At 68.7% G+C, this 20,382-nt stretch carries 19 protein-coding genes; 5 read left to right on the forward strand and 14 right to left on the reverse strand.

What is annotated here, in order from left to right:
- Nucleotides 1-33: 33 nt before the first annotated feature.
- Nucleotides 34-2,295, reverse strand: a complete 2,262-nt coding sequence (locus ACIQLD_RS09750; protein WP_402607809.1) for an ABC transporter ATP-binding protein — start codon at nucleotides 2,293-2,295, stop codon at nucleotides 34-36.
- A complete protein-coding gene (locus ACIQLD_RS09755; RefSeq protein ID WP_029258535.1) occupies nucleotides 2,292-4,019 on the reverse strand; it encodes an ABC transporter ATP-binding protein in 1,728 nt (575 codons plus the stop codon). The genes ACIQLD_RS09750 and ACIQLD_RS09755 overlap by 4 nt, the downstream gene beginning before the upstream one ends.
- Nucleotides 4,020-4,287: 268 nt before the next feature.
- Here ACIQLD_RS09755 and ACIQLD_RS09760 point away from each other — a divergent pair, with 268 nt between their 5' ends.
- Complete coding sequence (locus tag ACIQLD_RS09760; RefSeq protein WP_402607811.1) at nucleotides 4,288-5,370, forward strand: hypothetical protein; 1,083 nt, start codon at nucleotides 4,288-4,290, stop codon at nucleotides 5,368-5,370.
- Complete coding sequence (locus ACIQLD_RS09765) at nucleotides 5,367-5,765, forward strand: GntR family transcriptional regulator (RefSeq protein ID WP_402607813.1); 399 nt, start codon at nucleotides 5,367-5,369, stop codon at nucleotides 5,763-5,765. The genes ACIQLD_RS09760 and ACIQLD_RS09765 overlap by 4 nt, the downstream gene beginning before the upstream one ends.
- A 23-nt stretch (nucleotides 5,766-5,788) precedes the next feature.
- Here the strand turns inward: ACIQLD_RS09765 and ACIQLD_RS09770 are convergent, their stop codons facing one another.
- The gene (locus tag ACIQLD_RS09770; protein WP_402607815.1) at nucleotides 5,789-6,850 is read right to left on the reverse strand and encodes an enoyl-CoA hydratase/isomerase family protein; all 1,062 of its coding nucleotides are present in this window, start codon (nucleotides 6,848-6,850) and stop codon (nucleotides 5,789-5,791) included.
- Between the two features lie 113 nt (nucleotides 6,851-6,963).
- On the opposite strand from ACIQLD_RS09770, the gene ACIQLD_RS09775 reads away from it, so the two are divergent.
- On the forward strand, nucleotides 6,964-9,048 hold the full coding sequence (locus tag ACIQLD_RS09775; RefSeq protein ID WP_402607817.1) for an ATP-binding cassette domain-containing protein: 2,085 nt from the start codon (nucleotides 6,964-6,966) through the stop codon (nucleotides 9,046-9,048).
- Nucleotides 9,049-9,169: 121 nt separating this feature from the next.
- On the opposite strand, the gene ACIQLD_RS09780 is transcribed toward ACIQLD_RS09775, so the two are convergent.
- The gene (locus ACIQLD_RS09780) at nucleotides 9,170-9,619 is read right to left on the reverse strand and encodes a hypothetical protein (RefSeq protein ID WP_402607819.1); all 450 of its coding nucleotides are present in this window, start codon (nucleotides 9,617-9,619) and stop codon (nucleotides 9,170-9,172) included.
- A gap of 134 nt (nucleotides 9,620-9,753) precedes the next feature.
- On the opposite strand from ACIQLD_RS09780, the gene ACIQLD_RS09785 reads away from it, so the two are divergent.
- On the forward strand, nucleotides 9,754-11,184 hold the full coding sequence (locus ACIQLD_RS09785; RefSeq protein WP_402607821.1) for a DUF222 domain-containing protein: 1,431 nt from the start codon (nucleotides 9,754-9,756) through the stop codon (nucleotides 11,182-11,184).
- An 84-nt stretch (nucleotides 11,185-11,268) separates the two neighbouring features.
- Here the strand turns inward: ACIQLD_RS09785 and ACIQLD_RS09790 are convergent, their stop codons facing one another.
- The 10 genes from ACIQLD_RS09790 to ACIQLD_RS09835 all read right to left on the reverse strand — a co-directional run bounded on the left by ACIQLD_RS09790 (nucleotide 11,269) and on the right by ACIQLD_RS09835 (nucleotide 19,411).
- The gene (locus ACIQLD_RS09790; protein WP_402607823.1) at nucleotides 11,269-12,591 is read right to left on the reverse strand and encodes a glutamate-1-semialdehyde 2,1-aminomutase; all 1,323 of its coding nucleotides are present in this window, start codon (nucleotides 12,589-12,591) and stop codon (nucleotides 11,269-11,271) included.
- Between the two features lie 22 nt (nucleotides 12,592-12,613).
- Entirely contained in the window at nucleotides 12,614-13,591 is a 978-nt protein-coding gene (gene hemB, locus ACIQLD_RS09795; RefSeq protein ID WP_402607825.1) for a porphobilinogen synthase, read from the reverse strand.
- Complete coding sequence (locus ACIQLD_RS09800; RefSeq protein ID WP_402607827.1) at nucleotides 13,588-14,385, reverse strand: uroporphyrinogen-III synthase; 798 nt, start codon at nucleotides 14,383-14,385, stop codon at nucleotides 13,588-13,590. The genes hemB and ACIQLD_RS09800 overlap by 4 nt, the downstream gene beginning before the upstream one ends.
- Complete coding sequence (gene hemC / locus ACIQLD_RS09805; RefSeq protein WP_402607828.1) at nucleotides 14,382-15,377, reverse strand: hydroxymethylbilane synthase; 996 nt, start codon at nucleotides 15,375-15,377, stop codon at nucleotides 14,382-14,384. The genes ACIQLD_RS09800 and hemC overlap by 4 nt, the downstream gene beginning before the upstream one ends.
- 4 nt (nucleotides 15,378-15,381) lie before the next feature.
- On the reverse strand, nucleotides 15,382-16,062 hold the full coding sequence (gene hemQ / locus ACIQLD_RS09810; RefSeq protein WP_402607829.1) for a hydrogen peroxide-dependent heme synthase: 681 nt from the start codon (nucleotides 16,060-16,062) through the stop codon (nucleotides 15,382-15,384).
- 79 nt (nucleotides 16,063-16,141) lie between these two features.
- A complete protein-coding gene (locus tag ACIQLD_RS09815; protein ID WP_402607830.1) occupies nucleotides 16,142-16,414 on the reverse strand; it encodes a hypothetical protein in 273 nt (90 codons plus the stop codon).
- Nucleotides 16,401-16,808 (reverse strand): phage holin family protein, encoded by a 408-nt coding sequence (locus tag ACIQLD_RS09820; protein ID WP_021198266.1) that lies wholly within the window; start codon nucleotides 16,806-16,808, stop codon nucleotides 16,401-16,403. Before ACIQLD_RS09820 ends, ACIQLD_RS09815 begins: the two co-directional genes overlap by 14 nt.
- Before the next feature lies 1 nt (nucleotide 16,809).
- Nucleotides 16,810-17,268 (reverse strand): hypothetical protein, encoded by a 459-nt coding sequence (locus ACIQLD_RS09825; protein ID WP_021198265.1) that lies wholly within the window; start codon nucleotides 17,266-17,268, stop codon nucleotides 16,810-16,812.
- A gap of 162 nt (nucleotides 17,269-17,430) precedes the next feature.
- Nucleotides 17,431-19,032 (reverse strand): protoporphyrinogen/coproporphyrinogen oxidase, encoded by a 1,602-nt coding sequence (locus ACIQLD_RS09830; protein WP_402607831.1) that lies wholly within the window; start codon nucleotides 19,030-19,032, stop codon nucleotides 17,431-17,433.
- A 46-nt stretch (nucleotides 19,033-19,078) separates the two neighbouring features.
- Nucleotides 19,079-19,411, reverse strand: a complete 333-nt coding sequence (locus tag ACIQLD_RS09835) for a metalloregulator ArsR/SmtB family transcription factor (RefSeq protein ID WP_021198263.1) — start codon at nucleotides 19,409-19,411, stop codon at nucleotides 19,079-19,081.
- Nucleotides 19,412-19,478: 67 nt separating this feature from the next.
- Here ACIQLD_RS09835 and ACIQLD_RS09840 point away from each other — a divergent pair, with 67 nt between their 5' ends.
- A complete protein-coding gene (locus ACIQLD_RS09840; protein ID WP_402607832.1) occupies nucleotides 19,479-20,381 on the forward strand; it encodes an NAD-dependent epimerase/dehydratase family protein in 903 nt (300 codons plus the stop codon).
- Nucleotide 20,382: the final 1 nt, after the last annotated feature.

Genomic DNA, 20,382 nt, shown 5'->3' on the forward strand with positions numbered 1-20,382 from the left:
GGGGTGGGGCGTCTTCGTGCGCGATGCCGGAGATCAGGAACGGTGGCCGGAACCGTCCGCCCCGTCTTCCAGCAGCGCCTGGGCTGCCGCCGTCTCGGCTGCGGGCACCTGAGCGCCCGCGGAGGCGCCGGCGACAGCGGCCGCAGCCTCCGCCCCCGTGCCTTCGGCATTGTTCGCATCGCCCGTCACGACGACGGGCGTCGTCCCGGTGAGAGCATCCTCGGCATCGATGTCGGTCGCCGCCTGTTCGAACTGCGACTGGTACAGACGCCAGTAAGCGCCCTGCGCGGCGATGAGCTCGTCGTGCGTGCCCTTCTCCACGATGTCACCGTGCTCCATCACCAGGATGAGGTCGGCGTCGCGGATGGTCGACAGGCGGTGCGCGATCACGAACGACGTGCGTCCTTCGCGAAGCGCGGCCATCGCGTGCTGCAGCAGCAGCTCGGTGCGGGTGTCGACCGCTGACGTGGCCTCATCGAGGATGAGGATCGACGGCTGCGCGACGAACGCGCGCGCGATGGTGATGAGCTGACGCTCACCCGCCGAGACGTTCGCGGCGTCTTCGTCGAGCACCGTGTCATAACCCTCGGGAAGGGCATGCACGAAGCGGTCGACGTAGGTCGCCTTCGCAGCGGCGAGAACCTCGTCATCGGTCGCGGTGGAGCGGCCGTAACGGATGTTCTCGCGGATGCTGCCGGCGAACAGCCACGGATCCTGGAGCACCATGCCGGTGCGAGAACGCAGTTCGTCGCGGGTCACCTCGGCGATGTCCTGCCCGTCGAGCGTGATGCGCCCGCCGCTGAGCTCGTAGAAGCGCATGATCAGGTTGACCAGCGTCGTCTTGCCCGCACCGGTCGGGCCGACGATGGCGACGGTCTGCCCCGGCTCCACCCGGAACGACAGGTCCCGGATGAGCGGACGCTCGGGCGTGTACGAGAACGCGACGTTCTCGAACTCGATGACGCCCTTGCCCTCGACCAGCTCGGGAGCGTCGGCGTCGTCCGCCTCCTGCTCGTCGGCGTCGAGCAGTTCGAAGACCCGCTCGGCGGAGGCCGTGCCCGACTGCACGACGGCGGCCATGCCACCCAGCTCGGAAAGCGGCTGCGTGAACTGCTGCGAGTACTGGATGAACGCCTGCACGTCGCCGAGACGGAGCTGACCGTTCGCGACCATCAGACCACCGAGCACCGCGATGCCCACGTAGCTGAGGTTTCCGACGAACATCATCGCCGGCATGATGATGCCGGAGAGGAACTGCGCCTTGAAGCTCGCCTGGAACAGCTCTTCGTTCTCGACCTGGAACTTGTCCAGAGCATCTTTCTCGCGACCGAAGACCTTCACCAGCGCGTGGCCGGAGAACGCCTCCTCGACGCGGGCGTTCAGTCGACCGACCTTGCGCCACTGGGTGCCGAAGGCCTTCTGCGAACGCGGTCCGATGATGCCGAAGATGACGCCCATGAGCGGCAGCGTGATGAGGGCGACGAGCGCGAGCTGCCACGAGATCGAGAACATCATCACGAGCACGCCGATCACCGTGAGCACCGAGGTGAGTGCACCCGAGAGCGACTGCTGCATCGTCTGCGTGATGTTGTCGATGTCGTTGGTGACGCGCGAGATCAGCTCACCGCGCTGCACCTTGTCGAAGTACGCCAGCGGCAGACGGTTGATCTTCGCCTCGACCGACTCACGAAGGCGCCACATGGTGCGGACCATGATCACGTTGATGACGTAACCCTGGATCCAGGTGAGGAAGGCCGCGGCCACATAGATGCCGAGCACGGCGGCGATGACCAGACGCAGCGCGTCGAAGTCGATGCCCTGGCCGACCGTGAAGTCGCCCAGCGCGCCGACCTGATTCGCGAAGTCGTCCTGCCCACCCGCCCGCAGCGCCTCGACGACGACGTCCTGCGACGTGCCGGCAGGGAAGCCGGGGAAGCCGTCGGTCGGCTGTCCGAGCTGGATGGAGATGAAGCCCCGATAGACGAGGTTGGTCGCCTCGGCGAGAACCTTGGGAGCCGCGACCGTCAGCACGACGCCGATGGCGCCCAGGATCGACACGAAGACGAACCAGATGGCCGACGGCTTCAACAGCCCGATCATGCGCGCGAAGCTCGGACCGAAGTTGTCGGCCTTGCCCGGCGCGACGCTGTCCCAGTCGCCGGAGTTCTGACGCGCCTGCTCGGCGAGCTCGGCCTCGTACTTCTCCTCGGCGCTCAGCTCGACCTCGGCGACGGCCGCTGCCGCCTTACCGCGGCCGCGCTTGGGCCTGGTCTGCTCGTTGTTCTGCTCGCTCATGCGTCCACCCCCAGCTGCGACTCGACGATCTCTCTATAGGTATCGCTCGTCTCGAGCAGCTCCTCATGTGTGCCGACGCCGACCATGGTTCCGCCGTCGAGGACGACGATGCGGTCGGCATCGGTGATGGTGGAGATGCGCTGGGCGACCACGATCTTCGTCACATGCGGCAACTCCCGCCACAGCGCCTGGCGGAGCCGGGCGTCCGTCGTGAGGTCGAGGGCCGAGAACGAGTCGTCGAAGACCAGGATCTGCGGCTGGTGCACGATCGCGCGGGCGATCGCGAGTCGCTGACGCTGACCACCCGAGACGTTCGTACCGCCCTGGGCGATGCGGGAGTCGAGACCGTCGGGCATCTCCTCGACGAAGTCGCGACCCTGTGCGATGTCGAGCGCGTGCCACAGCTCTTCATCTGTGGCCTCTTCACGGCCGTAGCGCAGGTTCGATGCGACGGTGCCGGTGAAGAGGAACGGACGCTGCGGCACCAGGCCGATGCTGTCCCACAGTGACTCGACATCGGCCTCGCGCACGTCGGTGCCCCCGACGTGCACGGAACCACCCGAGACGTCGAACAGACGTGGGATGAGCGACACGAGGGTCGTCTTGCCGGAGCCGGTGGATCCGACGATCGCAACGGTCTCGCCCGGCTGCGCGGCGAAGCTGATGCCGGTGAGCACGGGGGAATCGGCACCGGGGTACGTGAACTCGACGTCATCGAGCGCGACGGATCCGGGGACCGGGAACTCGGTGACACCGTTCTCGGGGCGGACCAGCGTGGACTCGGAGTCGAGCACCTCGCCGATGCGCTCGGCCGAGACCGCGGCACGCGGGATCATCATCGCCATGAAGCTCGCCATGATGACGCCGCCCATGATCTGGCCGATGTACTGCATGAAGGCGAACAGCGTGCCCACCTGCACCGTGCCGTTGTTGACCTCGATGCCGCCGAACCAGATGACCGAGACGACGGTGACGTTGAGGATGAGCATGAACAGCGGGAACAGCAGCACGAAGAGCGAGCCGACCTTGCGGCCGACGACCATGATGTCGGTGTTGGCGCCGCGGAAGCGATCTTCCTCGATGCGTTCGCGAACGAACGCACGCACGACGCGCACGCCGGTGAGCTGCTCGCGCATGATGCGGTTGACGTTGTCGAGCTTGCCCTGGTAGCTGCGGAACAGCGGCACCATGCGGCCGATCACGAGAGCGGCCAGGATCAGCAGCAGCGGCACCGAGACGGCGATGAGCCAGCTGAGGCCGACGTTCGTCTGAACGGCGAAGATGATGCCGCCGATCGCGAGCAGCGGGGCCGTGACCAGCATGGTCGCGCCCATCATCGCGAGCATCTGCACCTGCTGCACATCGTTCGTGTTGCGGGTGATGAGCGAGCCGGCGCCGAACTGCGAGACCTCGCGCTCGGAGAAGCCGCTGACCTTGCCGAACACGTCGGCGCGGATGTCGCGACCGGCGCCCATCGCGGCGCGCGCGGCGAAGTAGGTAGCGGTGACCGAGGCGATGATCTGCCCCAGCGAGACCGCGAGCATGAACAGACCGGTGCTCCAGATGTAGCCGGTGTCACCGCGGGCGACGCCCTTGTCGATGATGTCGGCGTTCAGGCGCGGGAGGTAGAGGGTCGCTGCCACGCTGGCGAGCTGGAAGACCAGCACCGCGAGCAGCAGCCATCGGTATCGGGAGAGATAGCGGAGGAGAATTTTTCCCAGCACAGGCGGACTTTCTAGGAAGGATGGAACGGCGGATTTCTCGGCAGACGGATGCCGACCGACAATCGGCCACAAGACAGAGTGCCACGATCCGCGGACATTCGTATCCCCCTCACGGTGGACCTTCGCTCACAGCGAACCGCTTCTCCCGCCGGTCTGCGGTTTCTGCACGCGGGCGAACAAGACCGGCGAGACCGATCTCCCCTTCTTTGTGTTTACGCGTTGATACAACTTGTGATAAACATATGACACAAAAGAGGACGGACTCTCCATGATCGCGACCACCGCATCTTCGCTCGCAACGGCAGACCGGATCCCCGTCGGCTCCGGGCTGCCGGATCCCTGGCAGTTGTTCGGTGCTCTCCTCTCGATGCCCTGGGTCTCCCTGATCCTCGCGGCGATCATCGCGGTCGGTGTCTCCATCTCTCCCCGCTGGCGAACGCGGACCTCGACTCGCGCGCGCCTCGCCCCGGGGGTATCCGGCGGGATCTTCGCGCGCTACGCGCCAGAGCATCGCACCCTCGGCATCGTGGCACTCTCGGTGATCGCTCTCTTCGTCACCGAGAGTCTGATCACCGGGTACGCCGTGAACCTCGACGGCGTCGTCTCGTGGTGGCGGTATGCACTGCCGGTGCTCACCGCCGGTGTCGGCGTGGCCGCCCTGACGTTCCTGATCACGACGCGGGGCAGCACGCCGCCGGAGCATCCCATCGTCTCCGCACGCCGTACCTGGCTGACCTTCAGCTCTCCTCTCGACTCGACGGGAACCGCCGTCACGGTCCTCGTGCTCACCGCCACCACGCTGCTCGCCGGGCTCGCCTCCTCGAACATCGACGGCGGTCCGTACGTGTTCCTCGAGATCGCAGTGCCCAACGAGACGATCGATCCGATCCGGCCGTGGTTCTACGGCTGGGCGTACGGAGTCCCCGTCCTGATCTGCACCGGAGCACTCGTCGCCGTGACCGTCGCCGCACTGCATGTCAACGCGGCGCGCCCGTTTCTGCGCCCCGCCGGCGTCCTCGCCGAGCAACAGGAACGACGCGACATCGCACAGGGCATCACCCGGATCGCGACGTCCGGCGCTCTTCTCGCTCTTGCGGGGGCATGGCGATTCATCGCCGAAGCCGGTTCGATCAGTGGCCTCGCAGTCGAGGGCGATGGCCGCAGCGACTCCTACGAGGCCTTCTGGCGATACGGAGAAATCGCGGCGGTCGGCGGATGGCTGGCGCCGGCTCTCGAGATCACGGCGTTCATCCTCCTTCTCCTCGTGAGCGCACAGCTGTGCCCGCCGGGATACGACACAGAACCGACGGGCGTCGCGGAGCGCTCGGGCGACCGGGAAGCCGCACGGTGAGCCCCGCTCCCCGACTGTCACCGACCGACGACGCGAACCCGGCGCTGGACATCTACCGGCAGCTCCGCGGTCTCATCGTCTCGGGACAGCTCGGCGCGGGAGAGCGACTGCCGACGGTCCGACAGACGGCGAGCGACCTGGGTGTCGCCCCCGGAACCGTGGCTCGTGCATACAAGATGCTCGAAGGTGAGGGGCTGGTCGTCTCTCGCACCGCTGCGGGCACCCGGGTCGCCGAGACCGCGGGGGTTCTTCCCACCTCGGTGATCCGGCGCATCCGCGAACTGGTCGACGAGGCCGGCTCGGCCGAGGCGGATCCAGATGACGTCATCGACGTGCTCCGCGCGATCTGGCAGTCGCGATCGACCGCCGACACTGTCCCCGCATCCTCCGTGTAAGCCCGCCTCAGAACAGAACCGTTTCAGAACAGGGCAGGCTGCGGAACGTACCCGCGCGCAGGGGCGCCGGCGTCCGACGCGAGCTCGGCCAGCGTCGGCGGGTCCCATTTCGGATCGCGGTCCTTGTCGACGATCTGCGCCCGGATGCCCTCGACGAGATCGGGGTGCTCGTTCACGAACCACAGCACACGGCGGTACTCGCCTTCCAGCGCGGCACGAAGCCCCGGCAGTTCGCGCGCTTCGCGGATCGCATCGAGCGTGACGGTGAGGCCGGTCGGCGCGAGTCCCTCCAGAAGATCCGCGGTCGTGACGGCTTCCGTCGTGCCCTGGGCCTGCAGGCGTTCGATGATCTCGATCACAGTGGGAGCGGAGAAGGCCTCGTCGATCCATTCTCTCGATGCGGGCAGCTGCGAGGGCTCCGGCGTCTCGTCGAACAGCAGCACGATCTCGCTGGGACCCGTGGGATCGGCGCGATACGCGAGAGCCTCGCTCAACGCGTCGAGGCGATCCGACGGCACGAAGTGGTCGGCGAAGCCGAGATACACGGCATCCGCGCCGCTCATCGCCGCCCCGGTGAGGCCGAAGTACTCGCCGAAGCGCCCGGGGGCACGGCCGAGAAGCCAGGTGCCGCCGACGTCGGGCGTGAATCCGATGCGCGTCTCCGGCATCGCGAGCTTCGAGCGCTCCGTGACGATACGGATCGCCGCGTGCCCGGCCAGGCCGATGCCTCCACCCATCGTGATGCCGTCGGCGAAGGACACCACAGGTTTGGGATACTCGGCGATCATCGCGTTCAACGCATACTCGGCGCGGAAGAACTCGGCGGTCTGATCGGCCTGCCCCGCGACGATCTGCGCATGCAGGGCGCGCACGTCGCCGCCGGCGCACATGCCACGATCTCCCGCTCCGTCGAGCAGCACGATCTGCACGTCGGTGTCGTCGCGCCAGGCGTCGAGCGCTGCGGTGAGGCTCTGGATCATGTCGACGTCGAGGGCGTTGATGGCCTCGGGGCGGTTGAGCGTGAGCCGCCCGAGAGCCCCTTCGGTGCGGACGAGAACGCGGGATGCAGCGTGAGAATCGGTCACGCTGGCCAGGCTACCCCTTTCGGCAAGGGCAGGAATCCGCGCGAAATGCGGGATCCGACAGGCTTTTCCGGCAGGATAGGGAGGAACTGTTCAAATGCGACGAGAGGTCACGGATGCCTGAAGGACAGGTGCTCGAGTTCACGCACGTGACGAAGCGCTTCAATGAGGTGACCGCTGTCTCGGACTTCTCCGCGCGCGTCGAGCCCGGAGCCGTCACCGCCTTCCTCGGCCCGAACGGAGCCGGTAAGACCACCACGTTGCGCATCCTGCTCGGCCAGGTGCGCGCCACGTCCGGCACGGCGACGATCGGCGGCACGGCCTATGCAGAGCTCCGCCAGCCGTTGCGCACGATCGGCGCGGTGCTCGAAGAGACCGTCTACCGTCCTCGTCGCACCGCCGAACGCCAGCTGACCATCGCCGCCAAGGCGAACGGCATCCCGCTGGCACGCGTCGGCGAGGTGCTCTCGCTGGTCGGCCTCGAGGGCGAGGGCGACTCGCGCATCGGCGGCTTCTCACTCGGGATGCGCCAGCGACTCAGCGTCGCCCACGCGCTTCTCGGCGACCCCGGCGCCCTGGTCTTCGACGAGCCGGCCAACGGGCTCGACCCCGAAGGCATCCGCTGGATGCGTCTCCTGATGCGTCGCCTCGCCGACGAGGGGCGCACGGTCCTCGTGTCCTCGCACGTCCTCAGCGAAGTCGAGCAGGTCGCCGACAATGTGCTCGTGCTCTCGAAGGGCGAGCTCGTACTGGCCAGCGGCATCGAGACGCTCGCCGACACGAAGGGCGGCTCCGTCATCGTGGACGCCGCGGATCGCGCGGCCCTGACGGCAGCGCTCGCTGCTGCCGGTTTCGACATCGAAGTGCTGCGTTCGGGCCTGACGGTGAGGGGTGGAGACGCCGGCACGGTCGGAGCCATCGCTGCCGATGCGGGCATCGCTCTGAGCACCCTGGTGCAGCGCGGACCGACGCTGGAAGACGTCTTCATCGACCTCATGCGCGGTGGCCGGTTCGTGCCGAACGCTCCCGCAGCGCCGCCCCAGCTTGCCGCGCCGACCGCTCCCGAAGCGACATCCCCCGACGAGGCGGCTCCAGAAGCGACAGCTCCCGCGCCCGCCGACTCCGTGGTCGCCATCCCCGTGGCTGCAGCTGCTGCCTGGGCGGCCGAGGCCGCCGCTGCTCCCGCAGGTGAGGCCGTGACCGACGACCTCGCCGCATCCATCGCCACCGAGGTTTCCGAGGTTTCCGAGGTTTCCGAGGACGAAAGCGTGGAGAGCGCGGAGAGCGCTTCGGACGAATCGCCTGCAGACGCGGCTTCCGCCGACGTCATCGCGACCGAGGAGACGCCGTCCGAGGAGGCACCCCTCGAAGAGACGCCCGTCGTAGCGGCCGCTGTCGACGAAGTTCCCGGCGAAGAAGTTCAGGTCGAGGAGGCTCCTGTCGAGAAGTCGGGCGACGTCGCCTCGGGTCCGTTCGAGGCGGACGACGCTTCGACCCTCAGAGGGCAGTCCGCCGACGAGCAGCCCCCGGCCCGATCCTTCGATGAGATTCTGTTCGGTGCTGCCACACCAGCGGACGCCGCGGATATGACGGAGGCACCCTCCGATCTGGCCTCCGGCGACGACGACCACAGCGGGGTCGAGATCTTCGCGGACCTCCACGACGCGTCGGGCACCGGTGAATCGGATGCCACGCCTTCCGACGACGCCGCAGCCTCCCCTGCTGACTCCGACCCCCGCGCCGCGGCAGTGAGCTCCATGCTCGCCGCCGCCGCTCGCGCGTACTACGAGGACGAGCCGAAGGACTACCCGCTGAGCGCCGAGGACCAGGCTTCGGAGAACGCCGTCTCGGAGAACGAAGGCTCGGAGAACGAACGCGACGAGAGCGCGCACTGGAGCGTCGCGTCCACCGGCGTGATCGACACCGTGCCCTTGGCCGAGGCTTCCGCGGAAGCCGACGATCCGGCCCCCGAGGCGTCTGACGCCGAGGCTCACGCGGAGAATCCGGACGGGAACGACGCCGGGCACGACGGCGCCGCCGCCGAGACTCCGGACGAGCACGTCGGCGACAACAACGAAGGCGAGCACACCGACGAGGGCCATCACGGCGAGCACGCCGACGAGGACCACGACGGCGATAACCACGACGACGATAACCACGACGACGCCGGGCACACCGACGGCGAGCACCATCACGGCTGAGCGACTCGGCTGATGCGAACGCCCTCCTGACCTGTGAGTCGGGAGGGCGTTCTACGTTCCCGAGGACGCCACGCATCGGGGCGGACCTCCGGCGACGCGGGCGTCCGGCGGGCCGAGGGTGTCAGGCGGGCCGAGGGCGGATGACGGGACGGCGGCGGCCCTTCGAGACCGGGACCGGTGCCGTCGCCACGATCTCCTCGACGTTCGCCGGTTCAGTCGACACATCGAGCCGCAGTGCCTGCGTGAGCGCGAGTCCGTGGCTGGTGGTGAGGATCAGGCGACGGTACTGCTCGTCGTCCTCGAGGTCGATCACGACGCTCGGACGACGCCGACGGATCAGCACGAAGTCGAGACTGCCCGCGGCCTTCCAACTGCCTGCCGCGAGAACACCGGGGATGTGCGTCCCCGGGTTCGGGACGCCGCGGAGCCAGGTCCAGGCGTCTTCCGTCAACTGCACCTTGGTGATGGTGTCGCGCGCGATACGGAGGTTGTCACGGTGGAAGGTGGCGGCACGTTCGATCGGCGAGAGCACGACCTCCAGTTGCGTCTGGTCCAGCAACAACGTCACCATGTCCCCCAGTCTGCCAGCGCGGCCCTGCCAGTTGTCTGGAAGTTGCTCACAGGAACGCAACGATCCCTTGTCGATCAGCACCAGTCATCATCATTCCCCTTCCGAGTTTCGAACATATGTACTATACTCGACGCATGGCCGCATCCGCGAACGACACCGATCAGCGTGAAGCGCTGCTCGATGCCTGGGTCGAGAAGCGGCGAGACATCGCGATACTCGAAGCAGAAGCCTCGGCCCTCCTCTCCGATCGGCTGCGTCTCCTCGACGATGATGTCCGGGAGCATCCGCAGCATCGCGAGTCGATCCATCGGTCGACGGTCGCCGAGTACTCGGCCGCCGGCCGCATGTCGAAGGGCAGCGTCGAGTACGCATTCACCGACGCCCTCTTCCTCGACGCCGAGCACCCCATGGTTCGCGATGCGTTCCGCCGGGGTGCGATCAGCGCCGCACATGTCCGAGAGATCGTGCGTGAGGGAAGCATCGTGCGGCAGGGCGTCCGCGAGGGGCGAAGCGACGCCGACACTCTCGCCCTCGACGACACGGCCGCGATCGTCGTGGCCGAGCACGATTCCCCCGCGCGCACTCGCACGACGGTGCGCCAGATCGCCTCGTCCCTCGCCGGCGAGACCGTGGTCGAGCTTCACCGGCGCGCCCACCGAGAACGATCGGTCACGCTGAGGTCCCTCGACGACGGCCTCGCACTGCTGCAGGTCGTGCTTCCCGAGCACCTCGCCCACGCGATCCTCGACCGCCTGACCCGGCTCGCGCAGCATGTCATCGACACGCGTGACGATCGCACTCCTGGTGCCGGTGCGGTGACGAAGCTTCGCCCGGACGAGCTCGACTCGTGCGCCGATCACCTTCCCCCGCACGGCCAGGCCGCTGACGACACCCGATTCGATGCACATGTGATCTTCGGCAACGGGGTGACCTTCACGACCGATCCGTCCGTCGACGGCGCCCACGTCCCGACAGACGGGCGCGGCATCGATGCGATCCGTACCGATCTGCTGAGCGATCTACTCCTGACCACCGATCCCTCCGCGGCGAGGGGCACCGCGCTGGAAAGCATCCAGGCTCGCCTTCAGGTCACGATCGCTGCCGAGACGCTGGTCGGGGCTGACGACCGACCGGCCGAACTCGATGGCATCGGCGCGCTGCATCCCGACGTCGCCCGCGACCTCGCCGGTCGCCACGGCGGGTGGTCCCGCCTCTTCCTCGACCGCACCGGAATCGTGACGGCCACGGCCGCGTACGCGCCGACGGCGGCGATGCGACGACATCTTCAGGCCCGCGACCAGCACTGCCGATTCCCCGGCTGCCGAACACCGATCCACAGGTGCCAGATCGACCACAACCACGACCACGCCAAGGGCGGGCGCACGTCGATCGACAACCTCAGTCACTTCTGCGTCGGACACCACTCACTGAAGCATCCCGGCATCGTCGAGAAGCACCGCTGGCATGCAAGGCAACTCCCCGGAGGCGATATCGAGTGGACCAGCCCACTCGGCCGTGTCTACACCGACGCCCCGCCGCGCCGTGTCATGTTCATCTCGCGGTGACACCCGCCTGACCGAGCCCGCACTACCGAGACGCCCGCCCGACTGTGGCCGCGCTACCGAGACGCCCGCCCGACTGTGGCCGCGCTATGGGCGCGCCGCGGCGGCAGCGGCCGCAGCCACCGGAAGGGCGGCCTCGATCTGCTGCAGTTCCTCTTCGCCGTGCGCGGCGGTCAGGAACCAGGCCTCGAACACGCTCGGCGGAAGGGCCACGCCCTGCTCGCGCAGCGAGTGGAAGAAGGGCGCGTAGCGGAACGACTCCTGCGCCTGGGCTTCGGCATAGTTCTGCGGCGCCGTGGCCCGGAACGAGGCGTTGAACAGGTTGCCGGCGGTCGCGACGGCGTGCGTGACACCCGCCGACGTGAGCGCGGCGTCGAGCGCGGTCGCTACTCGGGCAGATGCAGCGTCGACCGTCGCGTAGACCTCTGGAGTGGCGAGCCGCAGTGTCGCGAGACCCGCAGCGACCGAGAGCGGGTTCCCGGAGAGCGTCCCTGCTTGGTAGACCGGGCCGAGCGGCGCGAGCAGATCCATGACCTCGGCACGTCCACCGAGCGCGGCCAGCGGCATGCCCCCGCCAACCACCTTGCCGAACGTGAAGATGTCGGGCAGATAGTCCTCGCCCGCGGCGGCCTGCAGACCCCAGAAGCCTGCCGGGTGCACCCGGAATCCGGTGAGCACCTCGTCGAGGATCATCAGCGCACCGTGGGCGTGGGCGGTCTCGGCGATCAGCCGGTTGAATCCGGGGAGTGGAGCGACGACGCCCATGTTCGCCGCCGAGGCCTCGACGATGACGGCGGCGATCCGCTGACCGTGCTCGGCGAACACCGCAGCCAGCGCATCCGGCTCGTTGTACCCGATCACGAGGGTCTGTGCGGCGACCGGCGCCGGGACGCCGGCCGATCCGGGGAGCGCGAGCGTCGCGACCCCGGAACCCGCCTCGGCGAGAAGACCGTCGGAGTGCCCGTGGTAGTGGCCGGCGAACTTCACGAGCAGGTCGCGACCGGTGGCACCGCGCGCGAGGCGGATGGCCGTCATGGTCGCCTCGGTGCCCGTGGAGACCAGGCGCACGCGCTCGACGGGTCGGGTCTCGCCGAACCGCACGCGATCGGCGATCAGCGCAGCCAGTTCGACCTCGCCCTCGGTCGGAGCACCGAACGAGAGTCCCAGGGACGCGGCCTCCTGCACCGCGGCGACGATCTCCGGGTGCGCATGGCCGAGGAGGGCAGGACCCCACGAGGCGACGAGGTCGACGTACTCGCGACCAGCGGCATCGGTGACCTTCGCGCCCTTCGCCGAGGCGAGGAATCGCGGCGTCCCGCCGACCGAGCCGTAGGCGCGCACCGGAGAGTTGACCCCACCGGGGATCACCGCACGGGCAGCGGAGAACAGGTCGTCGTTGCGGTCGGTCATGAAGGAGAACTCCTCGGAGAGATCAGTCGCGCAGCCAGCGGGCCGCTTCGGTGGCCCAGTAGGTCAGCACCGCATCCGCACCGGCACGGCGGATGGAGAGAAGGGACTCGAGAACGGCGGCACGACGGTCGATCCAGCCGTTCGCACCGGCGGCCTCGATCATCGCGTACTCGCCCGAGACCTGATATGCCCACACCGGAATGCTCACGGTGTCGCGCACCTCGCGCAGCACGTCGAGGAACGCCATCGCCGGCTTCACCATGACGATGTCGGCCCCCTCGGCCTCATCGACGACCGCCTCGCGCACGCCCTCGCGCCGGTTGCCCGGGTCGAGCTGATACGTGCGACGATCACCCGTCAGCTGAGAGTCGACGGCCTCGCGGAAGGGTCCGTAGAAGGCACTGGCGTACTTCGCGGCATACGCGAGCAGGAGGGTGTCGGTGAACCCCTCGGCGTCGAGCGCCCGGCGGATCACCGCGACCTGGCCGTCCATCATCCCGGAAAGCCCCAGCAGCTGAGAACCTGCGCGCGCCTGTGCGAGCGCCATCGAGGTGTACCGCTCGAGAGTCGCGTCGTTGTCGACGGAGCCGTCGGCTGCGAGCACGCCGCAGTGACCGTGGTCGGTGAACTCGTCGAGGCAGAGGTCGGTCTGCACGACGAGCGCGTCGCCGACCTCGGCGGCCAGGGCCTCGGTCGCGACGTTCAGGATGCCACGCGGATCGTCGGCTCCCGACCCGACGGCATCACGGACGGCGGGCACGCCGAACAGCATCACGCCGCCGACTCCGGACTCTGCAGCCTCGACCGCCGCCGCGCGGAGCGAATCCAGGGAGTGCTGCGCGACGCCGGGCATCGAGCCGATCTGCACCGGCTCGGAGATGCCTTCACGCACGAAGAGCGGAAGCACGAGCTGTCGCGGATGCAGCGAGGTCTCGCGCACGAGGTCGCGCACCGCACGGGACTGCCGCAGGCGCCTCAGCCGAACGTCGGGAAAGCTCACGGTGCGAACTCGTCGGCCGCATGCGGAAGAGTGAAGTGCGATACCGCGTCGATGAGCGCGTCGACGGTCTGCCGGTCGGCGACGACCGACACGGGCAGACCCGCACGCTGCGCGTCTTTCGCGGTCCGCGGTCCGATCGCGGCGAGCAGCGTCTCGTCGGGGATCTCCGGGAACTGCTCACGCACCTGCTCGGCGACCGATCCGCTGGTGATCAGGATCGCGTTGATCCGGCCGTTCTCGACGTCGCGGCGGATGCGCTCCGTCACCGGCACTCCCACGGTGCGATAGGCGACGACGCCATGCACGTCATGACCCGCCTCGGAGAGCAGCCGGCTCAGCACCGGCTTCGCGATCTCGCTGCGCAGGGCCAGGATGCGGCGCGGCTCCTTCTCGAGGGCGATGAGCTGCTGCGCCATCCCCTCAGCGGAGTTGTCCTGCTCGGGAACCAGCGTGACCTCGTAGCCGACCGCTTGCAGAGCCGCGGCGGTCGTCTCACCGACGGCGGCGATCTTGGTCGTGCGCGGCACGATCGCTCGGTGCGCGAAGAGCACGTCGACGGTCGTGGCACTGGTGACGGTCAGCCAGTCGAACTCCCCCGCGGCCAACTGCGCCAGGGCGGAGTCGAGCGTCGCCTGGTCGGTCGTCGGGGCGAAGTTGATGAGCGGCGCGACCACCGGCACGGCGCCCAGCGCGCGCAGGCTCGCGGCGACACTGTCGCCCCACGGCCCGCCACGGGGTACGAGGATTCGCCAGCCGTCCAGCGGTCGGTCCTGCTTGATTTCGGAAGTGGTCATGAGGATTGCTCTCGGGATACGAGGCCGGCCGCCCCTTGATCGAGCAGCCGACGGGCAACAGTGAACCCGAGCTCGCGCGCTGCGTGCATCGGGTCTGCACCATCGGCAGCATCCGCTCCATTGCCACTGCCGTTCCGACGAATATACTCCCCGTTCAGGTCTTCGGTGACGTCGAGGCCGATCCGGCGCCCTCCGTCAGCGGCGTAGACGACCGCCCTGACCCGGACCGAGGAGCCGTCCACCACCGCGTGCGCGGCCATCGGCGCCTGGCATCCGGCATCCAGTCCCTGCAGGATCGCGCGCTCGACGGTGATGGCCAGACGGGTGTCGGCGTCGTCGAGACCGGCGAGCGCCGCACGCAGGTCTTCCGGTGCATCGGCACGGGTCTCGACGGCGAGCGACCCCTGGCCGGGGGCGGTCGGCCACTCGGCGAGACCGAGCTCTTCCCGCCGCAGCGGAGATTTCGCTCCGAGCCTCGAAAGGCCCGCTGCCGCGAGGATCACGGCGTCCAACTCACCGGAGGCGACCCTGGCCAGCCGGGAGTCGACGTTGCCTCGGATATCGACCACCTCGGCACCCGGTGCACGGCGGTGCACCTGGGCGATACGACGGGGCGAGCCGGTACCGACGGTGCTGCCGGAGCGCAGTTCGTGCAACGCGATGCCGTCGCGGGTGAGGACCACATCGCGCGGATCCTCACGCTTCGGCGTCGCCGCGATCACGAGGCCATCGGGGATCGCCGTCGGCAGATCCTTCAGCGAGTGCACGAGGAAATCGCACTCCCCCGCGAGCAGGGCCTCGCGAAGGCGTGTGGCGAAGATGCCCTGACCGCCGATCTCGGAGAGCGAGGCACGGTTCGTGTCGCCCTCGCTGGTGATCGGGACGAGCTCGACCCGGCGCCCCGAGAGCTTCTCGAGAGCGACGGCGACATGACCCGACTGCGCCTGCGCGAGCGCGCTGCGACGGGTACCCAGACGGATGGGGGTGCTCATGCGCTTACTGGAGGACGTCCGCGATCTCGTCGAACCGGAGCCTGCGCCCGGTGTAGAAGGGCACCTCCTCCTTCACGTACCTGCGTGCGTCGGTGTAGCGGAGGTCGCGCATCATGTCGACGAGGTCGGTGAGCTCATCGGCCTCGAGCGGAAGAAGCCACTCGTAGTCGCCGAGCGCGAAGGAGGCGACGGTGTTCGCCAGCACTCCCGTGAAGGCGGCACCCTTGCGCCCGTGGTCGGCGAGCATCTTGCGACGCTCCTCCTCCGGCGCGAGGTACCACTCGGGCGTGCGCACGAACGGGTACAGGCACAGCCAGTCCTTGGGATCGACTCCGCGGAGGAAGCCCGGGACGTGCGCACGGTTGAACTCGGCGTCACGGTGCACGCCCATCACGTTCCACACCGGCAGGAGAGATCGCAGCAGCTCGGTGCGACGGAGGCGACGCAGGGCCTTCTGCAGTTCTTCGGCGGTCTCACCGTGCAGCCACACCATGAGGTCGGCGTCGGCCTTGAGACCGGAGACGTCGTAGAAGCCGCGCACGGTCACGCCGGAGTCCTCGATGTAGGAGACGATCGTCTCGAGCTCGGTCGAGTCGTTCTCCGTCACGGGGACGTCGGGGTTTCGTCGCCAGACAGCCCAGAGGGTGAAGCCGGACGGGTTCTCATCGCGCTCTTCGGACATCATGCTCCCCAGTCTGCCTCGTTTGCGCAGGAGCCGCTAATCACCCACGAGGGCGGCTCACAGCATCCTGGAATGCTGTGCTTCAGCGTGAGAGGAAGCGCGCGATCGCCCAGACCGCTCCCCCCACCGCCGCAGCGATGCCGACCGTGGCGGCGATCGCCCCGATCGGGTTGCGATCGGCGTACACACGGGCCTTCGCCACCGCACGCGTCGACGCCTTCTCGACCCGGCGCGGGATGTTCCCCTTGACCTCGATCGCCGCGAGGGCGGCCTTCAGCTCGGCACGGGCCGAGGCGACAGGGTCGACGATCCCGCCGGGAACGGCGGTGCGCGGCAGCGACTCAGAATTCGTCATCGCCGGCCTCCTTCACGAGTCGGATGTCTTCGGCGACGGCCTGCGCCGGGTTCTGGCGTGCGAGCACCTTGCGGAACTTGAGGATACCGAGCAGCGCGAACAGCAGCACGGCGAGGATCAGGATGCCGAACACCGCGATCGCCGAGAGCCACACAGGCCACCAGGAGGACAGCCCGGCGATCGCGAACACGAGGATCACGGGCACGGCCCAGAACAGGAAGAACAGCGCGACGAGGAACCACACGGAACCGATGCCGGCGTCCTTCGAGGTGCGCGAGATCCACGCCTTCGCAGCATCGATCTCGGCCTTGACCAGATTCGTGACGAGTTCCGGCAGGTCTCCGAGGAGAGTCAGCAGGCTGTCGTCGGCACGATCACGGTATCCGCGGGGCATGTCAGGCGCCGGACTTCTTGGGGGCGGACTTCGCAGCCGGCTTCTTGGCCGCGGGCTTCTTCGCGGCGGGCTTGGCTGCGGTCTTGGTCGAGGTCTTGCTCGACGAGGCATTCGACGACGCGGTGGCCTTCGCGGCTTCGACCGCCTCTTCCGTCGCCTCGGCGAGGTCTTCCGCCGCCTCGCGTCCGGTGGCGATGGCGGAGTCGAGCCGCTGACCGGGCGTGCCGTTGCCGCTGACCGACTTCGCGACCTTCACGACCCCGGTCCAGAGAGCGCCGGGGACGGCCGCGGCCTTGTCGCCGACGAAGCCCTTGACCTTGGTGACCTGCTCCTGCACGGGATCGAGGTTCCACACCTTGAGCCACTGCGTCTTGATCTGCTCGTAGCGCTCACGTCCGGCACGGGTGCCGAGGACGTAGCCCACGCCGAGCCCGACGACGAGTCCGATCTTCCCCTTCATGGGGTCTCCTCACCTTGTTCCGGTAGTCCGGCCAGATTCGCCCGGTTGGGACCGGCCGCAGGCTTTCGCACCCCGCGGCCAGGTACCCAGCGTAACCCCGTATGCCGATTTCGGCATCTATGGGTCAGAGGGTTGACACGGAGAGCACTCCCACTCCCACTCTCAGTCCCACAACAGGGTGCGTCGCAGACGATCGGCCTCGTCCCGTGCATCCGGGATCACCTGGGCGAGCCCCGTTCCGGCGAGCCAGGCGCCGACCGCGGCCACGCCGGGCACGGCCTCGACGGCTGCGCGTGCGGCGGAACGTCGCTCACCGGAGCCGATGATCGACGCCGGCTGCGACTGCACGAAGCGGCCACGATGCGAGGCGATGACGGCCGCGGGGGCGATGACGACGCCGAGCAGTGCCGAGGCTTCGCGCCGTGCCAGGTCTGCGGCCGCGTCGTCGCCGAGCGCGGCGGTCGCCGCCGGTTCACCCTGCGCGCCGAACGACACCCGGACGATCTGCCGGGTGCCGGCGGCATCGCGCACCCAGCCCCACTTCGCGGTCGAGTGGGTGAGCGCCTTGGCCGTGTGGCTGCCCGGAACCGTCAGCACGCCGGTTCCGCGGGGGATCGTGGTGAGTTCCGGTGCATCGAGGAGGAGGGTGACGATCTCGATCTCGGGCGATGTCGCGGCCTCTGTCTTGGCGAGGGCCGGCACCGCCGCGGCGAGGAGGTCGCGCGCGACGGATTCGGGCGTCGCGATGATGACGGCGTCCGCATCGAACTCGTCGATCACGGGCGGCACGGAATCCACGGCGGCGGCCCGCAGCTCGGCGATGAGCGCGTCTGCACCGTCGATGCTCGTGGGAACCTCATCGGTCGGGGTGACCTCGACCTCGACGGCCCAGCTCGCCTCCGCCTTGTGCACGGTGCGCACGGATGCGCCCGTGCGCACCTCGGCACCGAGTCGCACCAGATCGGCGACGAGCGCATCGACGAGGATGCTCATGCCACCGGAGAGACCCTCAACGGCGGCCCCCGGCGTCTTCGCTGCCGATTCCTTCGCTGCCATGCGCGCACCGGATGCGGCTTCCGCAGCCTTCGCCGCCGCCTCGTCACGGAGCGTCTGCACGGCCCCCGAGAGGGAGCCGACCCGGGTCAGGGCGGCGTTGAGTCCGGGTGCGGCGACGTCGATGTCGACGTCGTCGGGAGATGCCGAGTAGACACCGGTCGTCACGGGAGCCACGAGGCGATCCCGCACCTTCGCCCCCATGCGCGAGGCGACGAGCTTGCCGAGGCTGAGCTGGTGACCGATCGTGAGAGGCGGTCGCACGCGATCCAGATAGGCGCGCCAGACACCGGACCATCCGATGATGCGCCGGACGTCGGGCTGGAACGGGTTGGCGGGGATGCCGAGGATGCCCCCGGCCGGGAGAGGCGCCGCGCCCACTCCGGGGATACCGGCGAGCCAGGCGCCGCCGGCCTGCGGGACCACGATGCGGTCGGCCAGCCCGAGCTCCTCGACGAGCGCTCGCACGAGGCCGCCCCTGGTCGCGTAGCTCTCGGCCCCCGCGTCGACGGTCACTCCATCGAGATCGACCCGACGGATCGCGCCGCCCAGGTCTTCTGCGGCCTCGAGCAAGGTGACGCGCATCCCGACCTTCGCGCATTCCCGCGCGGCGACAAGGCCCCCGATGCCGCCTCCGACGACGACGACATGCTTCTCCGCCGCACGGGCGGCGAGGTCGGACGGCTCGGCAGCGGAGGGCTCAGGGCTCATGCCTCAATTCTCGCACCGGGGCGGTCGGCCCCCCGCAACGGGCAGTTCAGGCTTCGACGGGCTCTGACGCGCCGCGTCCGCGCTTGCGGACCTCGCGCAGCACGATCTGCTCGGGGCACACCGTGGAGAGGAAGTCGCCGACCGAGAGCGCGAGCCGCTCGCCGACGAGGGAGTACAGGATACGGTTGGCGTCGCGGCGCTCGCTGATGAGTCCGGCTTGGCGGAGCACGCTCAGATGACGGGAGATGGTCGGGCCGCTCGCGGAGAAGCGCGACGCGATCTCGCCGGCCGCGAGTTCACCGTCTTTCAGGTCCTGCAGGATCTGGCGCCGGGTAGGGTGCGCCAGCGCTGCGAAGATGTCGGTCGCGCTGTCTGCCATGGTTGCAATATAGCACCTTTGCTAGATACTCTTTAGCCGCGTAGCTAATGAGCGAAGGGGAGGCATCATGCGAGTTGCCATCACGGGCGGTACCGGTTTCGTCGGCAGGAACCTCGCCGAACGACTCGACGATGCGGTCGTCGTCTCCCGTCGAAACGGCGTCGACATCACCGACGTCGACGCGCTGGCCGTGGCCTTCGATGGCTGCGACGCCGTCGCGCACTGTGCAGGGATCAACCGAGAGATCGGCGAGCAGACCTTCCGTCGCGTGCACGTCGACGGAACGAGAACCGTGGTGGAGGCCGCTCGCCGCGCGGGCGTGCAGCGCATCGTCCTCGTGAGCTTCCTCCGGGCACGCCCCGACTGCGGCTCCGGTTATCACGAGTCGAAATGGGAGGCGGAGGAGATCGTGCGCTCCTCCGGCATCCCGCACACGATCCTCAAGTCCGGCATGATCTACGGCCCCGGCGACCACATGGTCGACCACGTGACCAAGGCGGTGCGGACCCTGCCCTTCTTCTGGACCGTCGGGTATCGCGAGCGCACGGCGCGGCCCGTGCCGGTGGACGACGCGGTGGATGTGCTCGTCGCGGCCCTCGAAGGCCGCGTCGAGGAACCCACGATCGCGGTCATGGGAGCGGACGAAGTCACGCTCGGCGAGGCCATCCGCCGCATCGCCCGGGTCGCCGGACGCCGACCCGCCTTCGTCCCCGTACCGACATGGATGGTGCGCGCGCTGGCGCAGGTGACGGAGTGGACCATGGTCGTGCCGCTCGTCGCGAAGGCCCAGGCGCGGATGCTCGCCGAAGGCGTGAGCGAACCCGCGCCGTTCGCTCCGGAAGCACCCCTCGGGATCCGGCCGTCACGCTCATTCGACGATGCGCGCATCCGCGAAGCGCTCCCGGACGGACGTTTCACCCTCGACGACCTGCGGATCACGCGCCGTCTGCGGCGGCCACGGACCTCCTGAC

This window comes from Microbacterium sp. NPDC091662 (genome assembly GCF_044756705.1).
Classification (GTDB): domain Bacteria; phylum Actinomycetota; class Actinomycetes; order Actinomycetales; family Microbacteriaceae; genus Microbacterium.